The organism is Neobacillus niacini (assembly GCF_048572935.1).
Classification (GTDB): Bacteria; Bacillota; Bacilli; order Bacillales; family Cytobacillaceae; genus Neobacillus; species Neobacillus niacini.
The window spans coordinates 4,059,986-4,075,159 of record NZ_CP183883.1 but is presented as its reverse complement, the minus strand read 5'-3'; the positions used below and the strand labels follow the sequence as shown (position 1 = coordinate 4,075,159).

At 38.4% G+C, this 15,174-nt stretch carries 19 protein-coding genes; 17 read left to right on the top strand and 2 right to left on the bottom strand.

Annotated features, from left to right (window positions below):
* Positions 1 to 14: 14 nt before the first annotated feature.
* Entirely contained in the window at positions 15 to 575 is a 561-nt protein-coding gene (locus ACN6MT_RS20140; protein WP_419887727.1) for a TVP38/TMEM64 family protein, read from the bottom strand.
* 320 nt (positions 576 to 895) lie between these two features.
* Between ACN6MT_RS20140 and ACN6MT_RS20135 the strand changes: the two genes are divergently transcribed.
* From ACN6MT_RS20135 to ACN6MT_RS20125, 3 genes are read left to right on the top strand one after another with little or no spacing between them, the layout of a single operon-like run.
* Positions 896 to 1,453 (top strand): CBO0543 family protein, encoded by a 558-nt coding sequence (locus ACN6MT_RS20135; protein ID WP_419887726.1) that lies wholly within the window; start codon positions 896 to 898, stop codon positions 1,451 to 1,453.
* Positions 1,454 to 1,504: 51 nt separating this feature from the next.
* On the top strand, positions 1,505 to 2,011 hold the full coding sequence (locus ACN6MT_RS20130) for a CBO0543 family protein (protein WP_419887725.1): 507 nt from the start codon (positions 1,505 to 1,507) through the stop codon (positions 2,009 to 2,011).
* 51 nt (positions 2,012 to 2,062) lie between these two features.
* Positions 2,063 to 2,269: a hypothetical protein gene (locus ACN6MT_RS20125; RefSeq protein ID WP_419887724.1), complete on the top strand. Its 207-nt coding sequence runs from the start codon at positions 2,063 to 2,065 to the stop codon at positions 2,267 to 2,269.
* Positions 2,270 to 2,379: 110 nt separating this feature from the next.
* On the opposite strand, the gene ACN6MT_RS20120 is transcribed toward ACN6MT_RS20125, so the two are convergent.
* The gene (locus tag ACN6MT_RS20120) at positions 2,380 to 2,706 is read right to left on the bottom strand and encodes a winged helix-turn-helix transcriptional regulator (protein WP_419887723.1); all 327 of its coding nucleotides are present in this window, start codon (positions 2,704 to 2,706) and stop codon (positions 2,380 to 2,382) included.
* Positions 2,707 to 2,864: 158 nt separating this feature from the next.
* On the opposite strand from ACN6MT_RS20120, the gene ACN6MT_RS20115 reads away from it, so the two are divergent.
* From ACN6MT_RS20115 to ACN6MT_RS20050, 14 genes are all read left to right on the top strand, one after another.
* On the top strand, positions 2,865 to 3,791 hold the full coding sequence (locus tag ACN6MT_RS20115; RefSeq protein ID WP_419887722.1) for an aldo/keto reductase: 927 nt from the start codon (positions 2,865 to 2,867) through the stop codon (positions 3,789 to 3,791).
* Between the two features lie 15 nt (positions 3,792 to 3,806).
* The gene (locus ACN6MT_RS20110; RefSeq protein WP_419887721.1) at positions 3,807 to 4,655 is read left to right on the top strand and encodes an NAD-dependent epimerase/dehydratase family protein; all 849 of its coding nucleotides are present in this window, start codon (positions 3,807 to 3,809) and stop codon (positions 4,653 to 4,655) included.
* Between the two features lie 29 nt (positions 4,656 to 4,684).
* Complete coding sequence (locus ACN6MT_RS20105) at positions 4,685 to 5,527, top strand: aldo/keto reductase (protein ID WP_419887720.1); 843 nt, start codon at positions 4,685 to 4,687, stop codon at positions 5,525 to 5,527.
* Positions 5,528 to 5,784: 257 nt separating this feature from the next.
* Positions 5,785 to 6,264: a GNAT family N-acetyltransferase gene (locus ACN6MT_RS20100; protein ID WP_419887719.1), complete on the top strand. Its 480-nt coding sequence runs from the start codon at positions 5,785 to 5,787 to the stop codon at positions 6,262 to 6,264.
* A 334-nt stretch (positions 6,265 to 6,598) separates the two neighbouring features.
* Entirely contained in the window at positions 6,599 to 6,781 is a 183-nt protein-coding gene (locus tag ACN6MT_RS20095) for a hypothetical protein (RefSeq protein WP_419887718.1), read from the top strand.
* Between the two features lie 533 nt (positions 6,782 to 7,314).
* Positions 7,315 to 8,892 (top strand): spore germination protein, encoded by a 1,578-nt coding sequence (locus tag ACN6MT_RS20090; RefSeq protein WP_419887717.1) that lies wholly within the window; start codon positions 7,315 to 7,317, stop codon positions 8,890 to 8,892.
* Positions 8,892 to 10,085: a Ger(x)C family spore germination protein gene (locus ACN6MT_RS20085; RefSeq protein ID WP_419887716.1), complete on the top strand. Its 1,194-nt coding sequence runs from the start codon at positions 8,892 to 8,894 to the stop codon at positions 10,083 to 10,085. Before ACN6MT_RS20090 ends, ACN6MT_RS20085 begins: the two co-directional genes overlap by 1 nt.
* Positions 10,082 to 10,303, top strand: a complete 222-nt coding sequence (locus ACN6MT_RS20080; RefSeq protein WP_419887715.1) for a hypothetical protein — start codon at positions 10,082 to 10,084, stop codon at positions 10,301 to 10,303. Before ACN6MT_RS20085 ends, ACN6MT_RS20080 begins: the two co-directional genes overlap by 4 nt.
* 31 nt (positions 10,304 to 10,334) lie before the next feature.
* Entirely contained in the window at positions 10,335 to 11,435 is a 1,101-nt protein-coding gene (locus ACN6MT_RS20075) for a GerAB/ArcD/ProY family transporter (protein WP_419887714.1), read from the top strand.
* Positions 11,405 to 11,545, top strand: coding sequence for a hypothetical protein (locus tag ACN6MT_RS20070; RefSeq protein WP_419887713.1), 141 nt, complete (start codon positions 11,405 to 11,407; stop codon positions 11,543 to 11,545). The genes ACN6MT_RS20075 and ACN6MT_RS20070 overlap by 31 nt, the downstream gene beginning before the upstream one ends.
* 244 nt (positions 11,546 to 11,789) lie before the next feature.
* Positions 11,790 to 12,734, top strand: coding sequence for a DnaD domain-containing protein (locus ACN6MT_RS20065; protein ID WP_419956494.1), 945 nt, complete (start codon positions 11,790 to 11,792; stop codon positions 12,732 to 12,734).
* The gene (locus ACN6MT_RS20060; RefSeq protein ID WP_419887712.1) at positions 12,731 to 13,993 is read left to right on the top strand and encodes a DnaB-like helicase C-terminal domain-containing protein; all 1,263 of its coding nucleotides are present in this window, start codon (positions 12,731 to 12,733) and stop codon (positions 13,991 to 13,993) included. Before ACN6MT_RS20065 ends, ACN6MT_RS20060 begins: the two co-directional genes overlap by 4 nt.
* 42 nt (positions 13,994 to 14,035) lie before the next feature.
* Positions 14,036 to 14,455 carry a hypothetical protein gene (locus tag ACN6MT_RS20055; protein WP_419887711.1) on the top strand — a complete coding sequence of 140 codons (420 nt, stop codon included), beginning with the start codon at positions 14,036 to 14,038 and terminating at the stop codon, positions 14,453 to 14,455.
* A 17-nt stretch (positions 14,456 to 14,472) separates the two neighbouring features.
* Positions 14,473 to 15,045, top strand: a complete 573-nt coding sequence (locus ACN6MT_RS20050; protein WP_419887710.1) for a thermonuclease family protein — start codon at positions 14,473 to 14,475, stop codon at positions 15,043 to 15,045.
* Positions 15,046 to 15,174 lie beyond the last annotated feature (129 nt).

The window sequence follows — 15,174 nt, the reverse complement described above, 5'->3', positions numbered from 1 at the left end:
ACTGCTTATTCCTTCTAGGTGTTATCTCTATTTACTAATAACTTTTTACTTATCAAAGAGGTCAACAGGACAATACCGAAAATGACAATGAGTAGTACACTGAACTGTGTATGGGTTAAAGACAAGGACTGTGCAAAATCTATAGAATAGGCTAAAGAGAATGATGTGATTAGTTTTGAGGCACAGGCAATAATAAGAAATTTTTTCAAGCTTACTCCGCTTATTCCTGCTCCAAAACATATGATTTCATCAGGTAAAATAGGAATCACGAATAATAGTAATAAAATGCTTATCTCGTTTCTCGATACATAACGTTCATATTGCTGCATATGTTTTTCCTTTACCCAATTTCTAATTAGCTTTTGTCCCCCAAACCTAGCGATGAAATAGGCAGCCATGATCCCTGAAAGCGTACCTATAAAACTTATACTTGCTGCAGGAAATGAACCAAGTACAGCACTACCAGCCCCAACAGTTGCTGCTTCCGGAAAAGGCAGCAAGATTGGTTGTAGAAAACAGATGGTAAAGAAAATAATGGCCACAACGAACTGATTTCCATGAAATAAAAACTCCATAAAACATCCACCTCATTTTGAATTTGCAATTTCAATTATAAGAGAGGAATCTTATGATATTGGTATATATTTCCTTAAGAAATTCTTAACTTTTAAACTTATGTTCACTGTTTAGCGGATCATAGTGCATGACCTCGCCTGTTTCGAGCACATATCGCTTCATCTTACTTTCACGAACTTCACTAAATTGATATTGTTCCGATTGTTTTTATTTTGAAAATAAATATTTATATAAATGTAGAAATTCGTACGATGAAAGTATGTTTAATGACAAAAATTTGGGTTAAAACTAAAACTGCGGTAAATAGGAGGTGTTATATTTGCAGAAAATTCCAACATCTATGGAAATACAACAACATACCATTGAGTTAAATAAAATGATGATGGATTATTGGATACATAATTTTGTATTTTCAATAAAATGGTGGATTCTACTTGCTTTAACAATTGTTCCGTGGTTTTTTTGGTGGAAAATAGTTGATAAAAGCCGTATTTTAGAAACTTTATTATATGGATTTTTTATCATCTCTATTTCAACTTTTCTTGATGTTATGGGTTGGAATTTTTCAATGTGGGTTTATCCCGATGCACTACTTCCACTTTGTACTCCTTTATTACCGATAGATTATACATTACTCCCAATCCTTTATCTGTTAGTTTATCAATATTTTTCAAGCTGGAAATCCTTTTCTATAGTTCTTCTGATTATGTCTTTCATTTTTGCTTTCGTCTGTGAACCTATTGCAGAAATGCTGAACCTTTATAAACCACTTAAATGGAACCATGTTTATTCGTTTTTCGGTTTTTTCTTAATAGGAGTTTTCTCTAGAGGGTTAGTTTTAAAAATTATTACAATACAGAAAGAGGGTTACCGTTAAAAAAAGGTGATCCTTAATTCTCCAAATTAAAATGTTAAGGGTTGTGTTTAAATGCACGTTGCCATAGCGGTGCTAACCATTATAGCTTCCTTTAAGTGGGGGAACTGGAAAAACTGGAGAAAATACCATGCAAGTATGTTTTTTATTGCGACAGGAGGATTACTGTACGAATATATTGTAAAAGAAAATACCTTATGGAAGTTCCACCTAGATTTTTTATACGGACATGAAATGGTCGTAATTGTATATGCTTTAATCACAATGCCTGTTAGTATTTTTCTATTTCTTTTCCATTTTCCAGAAGGATGGTTTAAACGATCGTTATACATATTGCTTTGGTCTGGAATTTATATATCTATTGAGTGGATATTATATGACTTCGGAAGAATCTCTTATCATAATGGATGGAAATTTTGGTATTCTTTTTTATTTGATATTGTCATGTTTTCAGTAATTGTAATACATCAGTTTAAACCATTCCGAGCTTATATCATCTCTTTATTTATTATAATCTTCCTAATAAATTTCTTCGATATTCCTTTTAAGTTTATTAAATAATGCTACAGAGGTCGATACAATGTTGAAACGGTGCTTCAGGAGGAAAAATACTTGATCTTTAAACAGCTGAATCAATTAAGAACAATGGAAGAACATAAGATTTGGCTACTAGAAAAAATCGGTAAACTTGTAGACTACTTATCTGATAACCAAAAGGCTCAAAAAGCAAAATTATTGCATGAGGTTAAAAATTATCTCAAATCTTTAAACCGATTAATTGTTTGTCAAAATTATGATTCACTGTTCAGGCAATCATAGTACATAACCTCGCCAGTTTCGAGTACATAGCGCATCGGTTTATTTTCACGAACTTCTATGGCGAAACAGTTCTTTTAGTTTGTTGGTTAAAATTCCGCGTCCCCATAGTGCTACGCCCAGTAAGAACCCCAGTATTTCATTTCTTTTATAATGGTATGTAAGGATTGTCCCTTTTCAGTAAGTGAATATTCAACTGTTACGGGTACGGTAGCGTAAACAGTCCGAATGAGAACCCCATTGGATTCTAAATGTCTTAGCGTATCGGTTAAGGCCTTTGGACTTACATTTGAAATCGCCTTTTGTAATTCTCCAAACCGTTTTGTCCCTTCGAATAACTCTCGTAATACGAGAAAAGACCACTTTCCTCCAATAACACTAAGTGCTTTTTCAATCGAACATTCAATCTCTAAGTGTTTCGTTTCTTTTATTTCGCTCATAGACTACCTCTTTCTAATTTATAGGAACTATATATTTTATAGTAAGTAATATAAAGGTTATTATATCAAAAATATTTCAGTGGTTGTTGTTTAAATGATGAAAACGTATACTTTTTTTGTAAGGTTTTAATCAAGAAATAGAAAGGGAGATCAAACAAATGAAATACCGCAAGCTTGGAAAAACAGATTTAAATGTGTCTGTTGTCGGAATCGGTACTTGGCAATATGGCGGCGAATGGGGAAAAGACTTCACTCAAAAAGAAGTGGATGAAATTCTAGACAAAGCCAAGGAAAAGGAAATCAATTTGATTGATACAGCCGAATGTTACGGTGACCACCTTTCTGAAAAATTTATCGGCAGCTACTTAAAAAATCAAAACCGAGAGGATTGGATTGTTGCAACCAAATTCGGTCATCATTTCCATGAATCCTTTACCCGGACAAATCATTGGACCGCTGGAGAAGTCGTGAAGCAGTTGGACGATTCTTTAAGAGCTCTTCAAACAGACTATGTAGACATCTATCAATTTCATTCTGGCAGTGATGACGTATTTCAAAATGAAGAATTATGGACTGTGTTGGACAAGCAAATGAAGGCAGGTAAAATCCGCCATCTAGGAATATCAATCGGTTCAAACGAAAATATCTATCAAACAGACTTAGCAACGGAAGTAAATGCCAGTGTGATACAGGTTGTATATAACCGGTTAGATCGTAAACCAGAGGAACAAGTTTTTCCTTCCTGTGAAAAGCAAAATCTTGGGGTCTTGGCTCGGGTTCCATTAGCCAGCGGTTATTTAAGCGGCAAATATAAGCCAGGTGTCGTATTTGATCAAAATGATGTTCGGAATAACCATGTACAAAGTGAAGTGTTAAAGCAGCTTAAATTAGTTGAAGAAATTCAACGAAATGAAGTCCCAGAAGGAGTGAACATGGCTCAATGGGCACTTGCTTGGTGCCTAAAGCATCCAGCCGTTACGAGTGTCATCCCAGGATGTAAAAATGTGGAACAAGTTGAATTAAATGCACAGGCTGCAGACTTAGAATTGGTATCAGTGAATCATCCACAAGCTGTGGAAGTTTAAAATGGGGGTATTAAAATGCCTAAAATAGTGGTAACAGGCGGTAGCGGCCTTTTAGGTCGAGATGTGATAAAAGAATTTTTACATTATGGGTATGAAGTGGTTAATGCCGATATCAAGCATCCAAAAGAACACCTTTGTAACACCGTGATTACAGACTTAACAAATCTTGGCGAAGTTTATGGCGTCTTAGCAGGAGCTGATGCGGTTGTACATCTGGCAGCTATACCAGTTGCATACTCCCACCCAAACGAAGTAACATTCCAAAACAATGTGATGAGTACCTATAATATTTTAGAAGCCGCAGGGAATTTAGGGATTAAAAAGGCGGTGATCTCCTCGAGTGAATCGTCCTATGGCATTGTTTTTTCAAGACAGAATTTAGCACCGAAATATGTGCCCATTGATGAAGAACACCCACAACTACCTGAAGAAAGCTATGGTTTATCGAAAATCGTGAATGAGAAAACGGCTGATATGATCCATCAAAGAACGGGTATGCAGGTTGTATCGATGAGGTTAGGTAATGTCATCTCGCCTGAGATGTATCAAAATTTCCCTAGTTTTATACATAAGCCTGAATTAAGAAAAACAATTCTTTGGAGCTACATTGACACAAGAGATGCAGCAACCGCTTATCGGTTAGCTGTAGAAACAGACGGACTCGGTTCAGTCCCTCTATGTATTGCTGCGGATGATTCGAGTATGGATATGGAGAGCATGCAGCTTATGGAAACATGTTTTCCGGAAGTGAAGGATTTCAGAAGTGACTTGTCAGGATTTCAATCGTTGTTAAGTAATGAAAAGGCTAAAAAACTATTAAATTGGAAGCCTGTTCACCAATGGAGAAATTACGTAGAACGATAATGAATCAATTTTTATAAAGGAGAGAGAGTATGATGACAAAAGGGTTGGTAAGTACGACTACGTTAAACAATGGTGTAAAAATGCCATGGCTGGGGTTTGGTGTTTTCAAAGTACAAGAAGGAGAGGAAGTTGTAAATTCAGTAAAGACCGCCCTTGAGGTCGGGTATAGAAGTATTGATACCGCTGCTATTTATCGAAACGAAGAGGGAGTAGGGAAAGCGATAGCTGAATCCAACGTACCTCGTAAAGAGTTATTTGTTACAACGAAGGTCTGGAATGGTGATCAAGGCTATGAATCTACCTTGGCGGCTTTTGAAACGAGTTTGAACAAATTAGGTTTAGACTATTTAGACCTTTATTTAATTCACTGGCCGGTGCCTTCTAAAGGATTATATGTGGAGACATGGAAAGCGCTTGAGAAACTTTACAAGGATGGACGTGTCCGCGCCATTGGAGTAAGTAATTTCAATGTGAACCATCTCGAAGACCTTCTTGCAAACTGCGAAATTAAACCGATGGTCAACCAAGTGGAATACCATCCCGTCTTTAATCAACAGGAATTACATGATTTTTGTAAAAAGAATGAAATTCAGCTTGAAGCATGGTCCCCGCTTATGCAAGGCAGTCTGCTAAACGACCCGGTTTTAGTGGAGATTGCTAACAAATACAATAAGTCTACTGCCCAAGTGATCCTGCGTTGGGATATTCAAACAGGTGTGGTGACGATTCCAAAATCAATCAAACCACATCGTATTGCTGAAAATGCGGATATCTTTGATTTTGAACTTACACAAGACGATTTACATCAAATCAGCACGCTTAACCAGAATAAACGTCAATTCGGTGACCCTGAAGTGGTCGGCAGAGATTAATAGGTGGAAATCTAAAATATCAATATAATTTAGCTTGGGAATTCCCAAGCTATTTTTTTGATTTGAGTTTAATAGTCATGATGACTCCAAAGCACTGATGCTAAGAATGGCACCTGAATTTTGATCACATTCCAATCAAAATCGCCGATTTGGACCATCTTCTTCAAAGTTGCGTTACTTGAACAAAGAGCCGTATTGAATGATTAGAAAAATAAGATTAGAATATAAATTATTTAAATATGGGGGATGAATGAAACATGCGGATTCGAGAAATGGAAGAAAGAGACAATCAAACAATGGAGCAAATTATTAAACGCGCATTGGAATCGTTTAACTTAAACATACCAGGAACAGCCTATTTTGATCCCCAACTAAGTAACCTTGCCCAATTTTACAAGGAACAACCAAATGCAAAGTATTGGGTTGCCATGAATGAACAAGATGAAGTGGTAGGCGGTGTGGGGATTGCACCATTTGGTCAGAAGACGGGGGTATGCGAGCTGCAAAAGCTTTATATTACACCTGAAGCTCAAGGTAAAGGTCTGTCGAAGGAGCTTATGAAAGTAGCACTCGACTTCGCAAAGGAACATTACACCCACTGTTACTTAGAAACAATGAAGATACTCCAAACGGCGAATCTCCTTTATACCAAATTAGGTTTCCAACAACTTGAAAGACCATTAGATGGTTCAGAACATAGTACGATGGACGCTTGGTATATAAAAGAATTAGGATAAATCAGAATAAGACTATTAATTCAACCGATGGGTTAGCATAGATGAAGAAGAGATGTACATAAAAGAAAACGAAGGCGTTAGTTCAATGAGCCTTTGAAAGGAGGATAGTCTGGTTCTTTGGGGCCGGGCTATTTTTTATAATCCAAAAGGGGTGTAATTAATAAACAGTTCCCTTGTAATGATGGTGTGATTTTCACAATTTAAGATAGACGAGGAGCCTTATATAGTGGGTTTTTACGGTGAGAATATTCCCATGACTAAAGGCTACACATTTTTGACACTTTGGTGTATGATAGTTATGAAAGCGCATACATTTCTTAATGGAGGTGATACCATGTTTATATATGGTAATGATTATATCAAGTTTTTAAACGATGACAGGAAGCGTCCATTAACGTATGACCAATGGAAAAATAGTAACAGACAACAGGAATTAGAAAAACGGATTCCATCCGAAATGGAAACAAACAGATATACGAATGGATATTTTTCTCCAAGCATTTATAATAAAAATTAATAGTTTAATTGAGTTAGGAGGCCTCCGGTTATATGGGGAAAATCCATGGAGGCAATACAAGATAAGAATTCAGAACATGATAGATTCATAACTATAAATTGATAAGGACATGAAGACACTGTATATGGACGACGGCAGTGTCTTTTTTATTTTTTGGCTGTGTTAAAGGTTAATGTTGATGTTATTCATTTTAAGAATTTAATTAGACGGAAAAATCTCGCTTAACTAGTAATATCTCATAAAAGTAGCCTATATAGACGGAGAGATTCCGCCTATTGACCTGAAATACGTGAAAACGGATAAGATTGCTTTGCTTAACCGGAAAACCTCCCCTTATTAACCCTGAAAATGGCTCCATTCTGCATTTAACCGGAAATTCTCCGCTTATCTTACTTCGCTGGTTACAAGAGGGTAAATCAACAGCCTTATTTAATATAGCCTATGTTTCAAAAAATGAGTTACTTTGGAAATTTTAGCATTATTTTTACAGTATTTACAAAGAATATCCTTAACACATATCAAGGGGTCCAGTGATGAGAAATATGGGGTTTAGGAAGAGAAGGGGGGATACTCCCAATATACAATTTAAGGAATCGATGAATTCACTTCCGGAAATCCCCCTAAATTCAAGTTTAGATTTGAATATAGACATACTGAAATCGGCCTATAAAGATTGCGCTGACGTAGTATTCCGAAACTTTAGCATCAGCAGTGAGATTAATGCTGTTCTTCTTTACATAGATGGCCTGTCAAATACAGAAGAAATCGACCAGCATGTACTGATGCCGCTGATCCAGTTGAAAAACCCGATAGAGGGTCCGATATTTGAGCGAGTGAAAAAGGAAATTTCGGTATCAGATATCCAGGAATTCTCCACAATACCTGATATTTTTAAGCAGATTTCGATTGGCAACCCCATCATTTTGATTGAAAGACAAACAAAGGGAATTTCGGTGGGCCTGCCAAAGTGGGAAAAACGGAGTATTAAAGAACCTGACGCAGAAACCGTCATCCGCGGTCCTAGGGAAGGGTTTGTTGAAACATTACGAGTGAACACCTCCTTATTACGCAGGAAAATTCGTCATCCACTATTAAAAATGAAACAAATCTCGATTGGCGGTTACACCGAAACACAAGTCATTGTGGCATATATCGAAGGATTATCACAAAACTCTTTAGTAGATGAAGTTACGCATCGACTTAAACGAATCAAGATGGATGGGATTTTAGAAAGCGGCTATATTGAGGAGATGATCCAGGATAGCCCGCTTTCTCCTTTCCCGCAGCTGTTAAACACGGAACGTCCGGATGTCGCTGCAGCCTGTCTATTAGAAGGTCGTGTCGTTATTTTAATTGATGGCACTCCTTTTAGTCTAATTGCCCCCTGTACGTTTACAAGTTTATTACAGGCACCTGAGGATTACTATAATCCATTTTATATCAGCACATTGATACGTTGGCTGCGCTATATATTCTTTTTCATTGGTTTGCTTGCACCATCAGCGTATGTGGCGATTTTAACTTTTCATCAAGAAATGCTTCCAACCTCACTGCTCTTAACGATCGCTCAAAGTCGTGAACAGATTCCCTTTCCAGCGTTGGTGGAGGCGTTTATGATGGAAGTCACGTTTGAGGCACTGAGAGAAGCGGGTGTGAGATTGCCAAAACAAGTCGGAGCTGCTGTAAGTATTGTCGGTGCGCTTGTGATTGGACAAGCGGCGACAGCGGCGGGGTTGGTTTCATCACCGATGGTTATGGTGGTTGCCATTACAGGTATCGCTTCGTTTCTAGTGCCAAGATATGCGGCCGGTATCACAATTCGACTACTCCGATTCCCAATCATGATTTTATCCGGTATGTTGGGTCTCTTGGGCGTCATGCTTGGAATTACTACGATTGTTGCACACCTATGTACACTGAAATCCTTTGGTGTACCCTATCTCAATACGGCAGTAGGACTAAAGCTTCGAAATATAAAGGATGTCTTGGTTCGTGCCCCGTGGTGGGCCATGGATACACGGCCTGAATTGTTTTCCGAAGATACTCGTAACCCAAGACGTGAAGCCGAGAATCAAATGCCCAGTCCAGAAAAAGGGGATGGTGGAAGTTGATGTGTAAAATCCGAGCAATCAAAAGGACGTTTACTTTATTCTTGCTGATTTCCCTAGCCTCGATGGTCCTTACAGGATGTTGGGATCGGACAGAAATTAATGACCTAGCTCTTATTCTAGCTGCAGGTATAGATAAAGGAAAAAATAATAATATCGAGCTCTCAGTTCTTGTCTTTATTCCGCGGCCTCAGCAAAGTGGGCAAGGAACTGAGATGTCAAGTGGAGGCAGCAGCGGTCAATCCTTTGTAAGATCAGCTGAGGGAGAAACGATTGCAGATGCAATGGCACGGCTTCAGGAGGCACTGACAAGGAAGATTTTTTGGGGGCAAAGTGAAGTCATCCTTATTGGTGATAAACTAGCCAAGAAAGGAATTAGCGAACAAATTGATTTTTGGATGCGGCACTCGGAACCTCGGATACGTGCCGATGTATTGGTTGCGAAAGGAAAGGCAAAGACGGTTTTGAAGGCCATACCGGAATTGGAAAAAGACGCCTCCATACAACTTCGAAAAATAGTCAAATCACATATTGGAGTAAGAGTAACGGTAAAGGATTTATTGCAAATGCTATCCCATAAATCCAATGCAGCCGTGCTGCCATGGGTTGAAAACCTACCCCCATCACAAATGGATACAAAAAAGGCCATTCCAATTATTAAGGGAGCAGCGGTTTTTAAGGATGGAAAAATGGTAGGAAGATTAAGTGATAAGGAAACAAGGGGAATTCTTTGGCCAAGAAATGAGATGAAATCCGGTGTAATTACCATTTCTTTTAAAGGTGAAAAAGGCTCCATCTCCTTAAATCTGTTAAGGAGTCATAATGAATTGATCCCTTCCATTAAAAACGGCAAATGGAGCATGCGCATTAAATCGAATGCAGACGTAGAAGTCTTTCAAAATACAACAGAATTCAACTTATTCGATCCAACCGTCATTAAAAAAGCTGAGAAAAAGGTGGTTGATGAAATTGAAGAAAGGGAACGGTTCGTGATGACGGAACTTCAGAAAAAGTTAAACGCTGATATTTTAGGCTTTGGTGATGAATTTGAGAAAAAGTATCCGCAAATTTGGAAAAAAAACAGAGATCAGTGGGATGAAATTTTTCCGGAGATAGCCGTTTCTTTTGACACGAAGGTCAAGATCCAGAGAACCGGTTTAGCAGATGAAAAACATAAACGAGGTGCCGAGCGATGAAGGTTCTTGGAATCTTAGGGATAATCGTTATACTGTTGTTTATTTTTTTGATTCAACGGCCGGGGTTGAAAAGAAGTGGAAAAAGGGAAAAGATAGCTTTTTTTTCGATCATGATGGTGAATGGGGTCCTTGCTGTTTTACTTGTGATTTTTCCAGAAATGCCGGGGCCGGGACAAATGATTGATTTCATCTATAAGCCATTTAAGCCGTTTTGGTAAAGAATCTTCTGTCAGTAAAGGAAGGAACAACATGATTGAAAAAGGTAGAATTTCAGGTCTGGAGCTTGCCCTCATTATGTATGCAACTGTTAGCGCCACAGCCATACTTTATATTCCATATATCACAGCACAGCATGCAAAACGAGATTTGTGGCTGTCTCCCATATGGGGTTCTTTGAGCGGCTTCCTAATCGTCGTGATTATCGTCATACTCTCTAGGTACTTTCCAGGGAAAACACTCATCGAATATTGTGAACTTATACTTGGCCGGACCATTGGAAAAATCATCGCCTTCCTTTACCTGTTTTTTCTATTACATGATACGTCCATTGCATTTAGAGAGTACGGTGAGTTTGTTGAAAGTGCTTTTTTGCATAGAACACCTATGCTTTTTGTGACCGGAAGTATAGCGATATCTTGTGCTATTGCGGTACATGGGGGCATTCAAACCATTGGACGATGTGCGGTGCTTTTTTTGCCGATTGTTTTAGCTTCCTATGGACTAATTTATATCTTTCTGATTCCTGATTTGAATCTGAAAAATATGCTGCCGATCATGGCAGACGGGGTACTGCCATCCATTAAAGGGTCGCTGGCACCACATGCCTGGTTAAGTCAATATTCATTGATGTCGTTCTTGCTGCCGTTAGTAACGAAGCAACAAAAAGTGATGAAATGGGGATTATTCTCAGTCGTTGCAAGTGTTTTGACGATGGTCTTAATGAACCTTGGAAATCTTTTTTTATTTGGGGATATCCTTATCAATCTACAATTTCCGGTGTTTGAGGCGGCGCGATTTGTTAGTGTCGGTTCATTTTTTGAACATATTGAGTCGATTATTATTGCAGTGTGGGTTCTTGGCGGCTTCATTCAGCTGTCTGCCTTTTTTTATATGGTGGTTCTAGGTACTTCACAATGGCTGAAATTGCCAAGTTATAAACCATTTGTTTTACCCATTGGTTTTTTAATCATCCTCTTTTCAGTCTGGACCATTCCTTCGTTTGAAGACATGATTCGAGGAATGGGTACAACGGTGCCTTATTATTTCTTAACGATTCAGCTAATCATTCCCAGTTTACTTCTATGTGTGGCGGTCATACGTTGGAAAAAACCGAAATCGTTCATGCAGTGAGTTTTATGCGAGGGGACGATACCTGTACGACTCGTAATACGATACGTGAACAAGAAGAAGAAAAAGAAAAAGAAAAAAACAACAACAAGAAGCTCACTGTCCAAATATAGAGTAACATCCATTTATAGAACACAGCGTATCTTCTTGCAAAAAACACTCACAAATGTTGAATGGTCAACATTTGTGAGTGTTTTTTTGTGGATATGTGCTCGATAAGTTCATAAGGTGACCGGCACCCTAAAATTCTTTTGTCATAAAACGTACACAAATTTTCGAAATAGCTATGACCTTTTTCCCCCTTTATCTATATATAACGGTTGAAAACACTTGTTAGGAGAAAGGCAGTGGTTGAGGATGGCAAAGTTTAGAAAAGTACGCGTTGATTTTTGGATGGATCCGGCTGTTTCGGAGGAGATGACACCAGAGGATAGATACTTTTATCTGTATCTTTTAACGAATTCACGGACAACGCAAATCGGAATCTATAAGATAACGAAAAAGCAAATGGCTTTTGATATGGGCTATTCCATTGAAAGTGTTCAGTCGTTAATGGAACGATTCATTCGGCATCATGGGTTGATTCGCTACAATGCTGAAACGAGAGAGCTCGCGATTAAGAATTGGGGAGAAAACAACTTTGATAAAGCAGGGAAACCCATGATGGATTGTATTTTTTCCGAATTAAAAAATGTCCAAGATGCTTCATTGATTGAATTTGTTTTGGAATCGATACATAAGCAGGAATTCCGCAGCCTATATGAATCATTTTATAAAAGCGTGGAAGTTCGTGATCAAGGTGAAAATCATACATTTCCTTTGTCCGAAAGTGAAGAGATTGAAGATATCTATACAGATTGTACTACGACACGCAGACAAGAAGAAAACCAACAAAATGTTTTTCAACCAATAGTGGAAAGGTATCCGTTGCAGAATAACCAAAAACTTGCCGATGTTAAAGAGATTATCGAGTTTTGGGACAACAATGGATTTGGGTTTACAAACGTAAATGCAAAGGAGCAGCTGTTAGCTTGGTTAGATGATTCTAGCTTCCTGCAGCCGAAAGCTGTGATTTTAAAGGCGCTGCATATTGCATGTGCCAATAACAAAAGAAGGCTGTCCTATGTGGTGGGGATTCTTAAAAATTGGGAGAATGAATCTTTACTAACAATTGAAGAAATTGAATATTTTCAGGAGAACCAAAAGGGTGATTACCAACGGAAACCTAAACCACCGTTATCTGGCGGAAGAGATGTACCAAGTGAATTTGTACTTGACCTAACGGCAGGTGAAGAGGAATGAGTATCGTCGAAAAAGCTTTCTTAGGAAGCTTAATGAAGGCGGAGTATTTACTTAAGGATACCATCATACAACCTGACCACCTAGAAAGTACACGGCATAAAGAAATTATGCAAAAAATGATTGAGTTAAACCGGACAGGTAAAAGTATCGATTTAATTACCTTTACCACATTGCCCAACCTGGAATCATTGGGTGGAATGTCTTATCTTTCGGAGCTGTTATCATATGCCGATCTTGTGAAATTCAATGGAATGGAAAAGCTCATTCTTGATCAGTGGAAGGAACGGGAAAAGAGGAACATTTTAACACTTGCAGCCATGAATGATTGGGAGATTGGGAAAGTCATAACCCAACTCGATAAAATTAACCAAATAAAGATGGAGGATCATACATCCTTACAACAAGCTTTGGCTGATATCTATGAAGCTCCCTGGGAAGAGCAAAAACAACTGAAAAGTGCCACAACTGGAATCAAGAAGCTAGATGAAGTAACGGGTGGCTTTCAAAATGGGGAAGTGACCATTCTAGCAGCAAGACCATCGATGGGAAAAACCGATGTCATGCTTCATTTTGCCAAAATGTCGGGTTGGGCAGGCTATCTGCCTCTCGTCTTTTCCCTAGAAATGCCTGAAAAGCTCATCACCTCCCGTTTAATGGCGTCAACAGGGGGATTTAACCGGGCAAAAATGCGGGATCCAAAAGGAATGTTATCTGAAAAACAAAAGAACCAATGGTCAGATGTTATTGGTGATCTTGGAGGAACCAATATCCAAATTTTTGATGGCGCTGGACAAAGTATTGCTGAAATGAGAGCAAAAACACGAAAAATGATGAATCAATTTCCACACAAGAAACCGATTCTTTTTATTGATTATTTAACGCTCATACAATCAAGTCAATCGTACGGTGGAAATTCCCATTCACAGGTTACGGAAATTTCCAAATCCCTCAAGACGATGGCAAAGGAATTTGAGTGTCCGGTCATTTGTTTGGCTCAGCTTAATCGGTCGGTGGAATCAAGAGCAAGTAAAAAGCCGATGATGTCTGATATTCGGGAATCAGGAAGTGTGGAACAGGACGCCGATCTCATTTTGTTCTTATATCGAGAAAAGTATTATGACAAGGAAAGTGACAATCATTCCCTAGAAATCATTGTCTCGAAAAATCGAAATGGCCCAGTTGGGACCGTCGCTGTCACTTATAGTGAGCATACAGGAAAGATTGAGGACCAAAAGGAAACCAAGCATAGCCATATCTAACCATACAGGTACGAAAAAAATCTACTATAGAGGTGCTAGAACATGTTAGTAAAAGATCTATATCTCGATTGTTTACAAAATAAAATTTCTTCCGTCGCCCATTACATCTACCATTTACTCGAACAGCAAAAACTATCATTAGATGACGACTCTTCCAAAATAGATTTAGTAGAAGCAGACCTACAAAAAGTAGAAGAAATGATAAAGAACGATGTATTAGGAATTCATAAAATGTGCGTCTATTCACTGAAAATGAATCAAAGAGATTTTGTCTTTATCTTTGCAGCTAGCGAGGTAAGTGCCATCCAGTATTATAGGAGGACATTTGGTAATAGCCCATTGAACTGTCATGAATATCCACTAGATTTCCAGTTTTATAGAGGAAATGATGTGATTTCGTTTCGGGACATGAGGCAGGGGATTGAGGAATTTCCAGCGATTGCAGGGTATTTTACACGGTAAGGGAGAGGGGATCTGTTATGAGAAAAAGAACGGGAGCTATCGTCATGATCGCAGCTGCTGCCAGTATCGCATACTTTTCAGAGCCATCACTGAAAGAAGAAAATGTGCCAGAGCCCCTCCTTAAGGTGACCGAAAATCAAGTAAGTGTAGTACCTGTTACGTTAGTCGATGTCATTGATGGGGACACTATTAAAGTAGTTGTTCACGGCGAAATAAAAACGGTGCGCTATTTATTGATTGATACACCGGAATCAAAAAGTCCAAAAACCTGTGTTCAACTGTATGCAAAGGAAGCATTCTTACGGAATAGCGAATTAGTAAAAAGCGGAAAGGTAACATTAGAGTTTGAACAGGGAGAGGTAAGAGATTCATATGGAAGACTGTTAGCCTATGTTTATGTGGATGGAGAATCGGTTCAGGGAACTCTTTTAAAAGAGGGATATGCTAGAGTGGCTTATATCATGAATCCGCCCTATCAATACCTTGAACCATTTAGGGAGGAGGAACGACAAGCAAAAAGGGGAAAAATAAATATTTGGAGCAGGATGAATTTTGTGACGAGCTGGGGATTTAATGGGTGCTTGTATTAACAAGCTAGGATTGTGAGCATGCTAGGACCTCGTTTTATAGCCATATAGAAAATAGCCTAGTTCATCGGGATAGGCTATTTTCTATTGTTATAACTTGATGGTGCTTTCACTTTATTTGAATAATAAACG

Excerpts from the sequence above, each read along its gene's own strand:
- ACN6MT_RS20140 (WP_419887727.1), bottom strand. The coding sequence starts at position 575 with ATGGAGTTTTTATTTCATGGAAATCAGTTCGTTGTGGCCATTATTTTC.
- ACN6MT_RS20130 (WP_419887725.1), top strand. The coding sequence starts at position 1,505 with ATGCACGTTGCCATAGCGGTGCTAACCATTATAGCTTCCTTTAAGTGG.
- ACN6MT_RS20120 (WP_419887723.1), bottom strand. The coding sequence starts at position 2,706 with ATGAGCGAAATAAAAGAAACGAAACACTTAGAGATTGAATGTTCGATT.
- ACN6MT_RS20115 (WP_419887722.1), top strand. The coding sequence starts at position 2,865 with ATGAAATACCGCAAGCTTGGAAAAACAGATTTAAATGTGTCTGTTGTC.
- ACN6MT_RS20110 (WP_419887721.1), top strand. The coding sequence starts at position 3,807 with ATGCCTAAAATAGTGGTAACAGGCGGTAGCGGCCTTTTAGGTCGAGAT.
- ACN6MT_RS20105 (WP_419887720.1), top strand. The coding sequence starts at position 4,685 with ATGATGACAAAAGGGTTGGTAAGTACGACTACGTTAAACAATGGTGTA.
- ACN6MT_RS20100 (WP_419887719.1), top strand. The coding sequence starts at position 5,785 with ATGCGGATTCGAGAAATGGAAGAAAGAGACAATCAAACAATGGAGCAA.
- ACN6MT_RS20095 (WP_419887718.1), top strand. The coding sequence starts at position 6,599 with ATGTTTATATATGGTAATGATTATATCAAGTTTTTAAACGATGACAGG.
- ACN6MT_RS20090 (WP_419887717.1), top strand. The coding sequence starts at position 7,315 with ATGAGAAATATGGGGTTTAGGAAGAGAAGGGGGGATACTCCCAATATA.
- ACN6MT_RS20085 (WP_419887716.1), top strand. The coding sequence starts at position 8,892 with ATGTGTAAAATCCGAGCAATCAAAAGGACGTTTACTTTATTCTTGCTG.
- ACN6MT_RS20080 (WP_419887715.1), top strand. The coding sequence starts at position 10,082 with ATGAAGGTTCTTGGAATCTTAGGGATAATCGTTATACTGTTGTTTATT.
- ACN6MT_RS20075 (WP_419887714.1), top strand. The coding sequence starts at position 10,335 with ATGATTGAAAAAGGTAGAATTTCAGGTCTGGAGCTTGCCCTCATTATG.
- ACN6MT_RS20065 (WP_419956494.1), top strand. The coding sequence starts at position 11,790 with ATGGCAAAGTTTAGAAAAGTACGCGTTGATTTTTGGATGGATCCGGCT.
- ACN6MT_RS20060 (WP_419887712.1), top strand. The coding sequence starts at position 12,731 with ATGAGTATCGTCGAAAAAGCTTTCTTAGGAAGCTTAATGAAGGCGGAG.
- ACN6MT_RS20055 (WP_419887711.1), top strand. The coding sequence starts at position 14,036 with ATGTTAGTAAAAGATCTATATCTCGATTGTTTACAAAATAAAATTTCT.
- ACN6MT_RS20050 (WP_419887710.1), top strand. The coding sequence starts at position 14,473 with ATGAGAAAAAGAACGGGAGCTATCGTCATGATCGCAGCTGCTGCCAGT.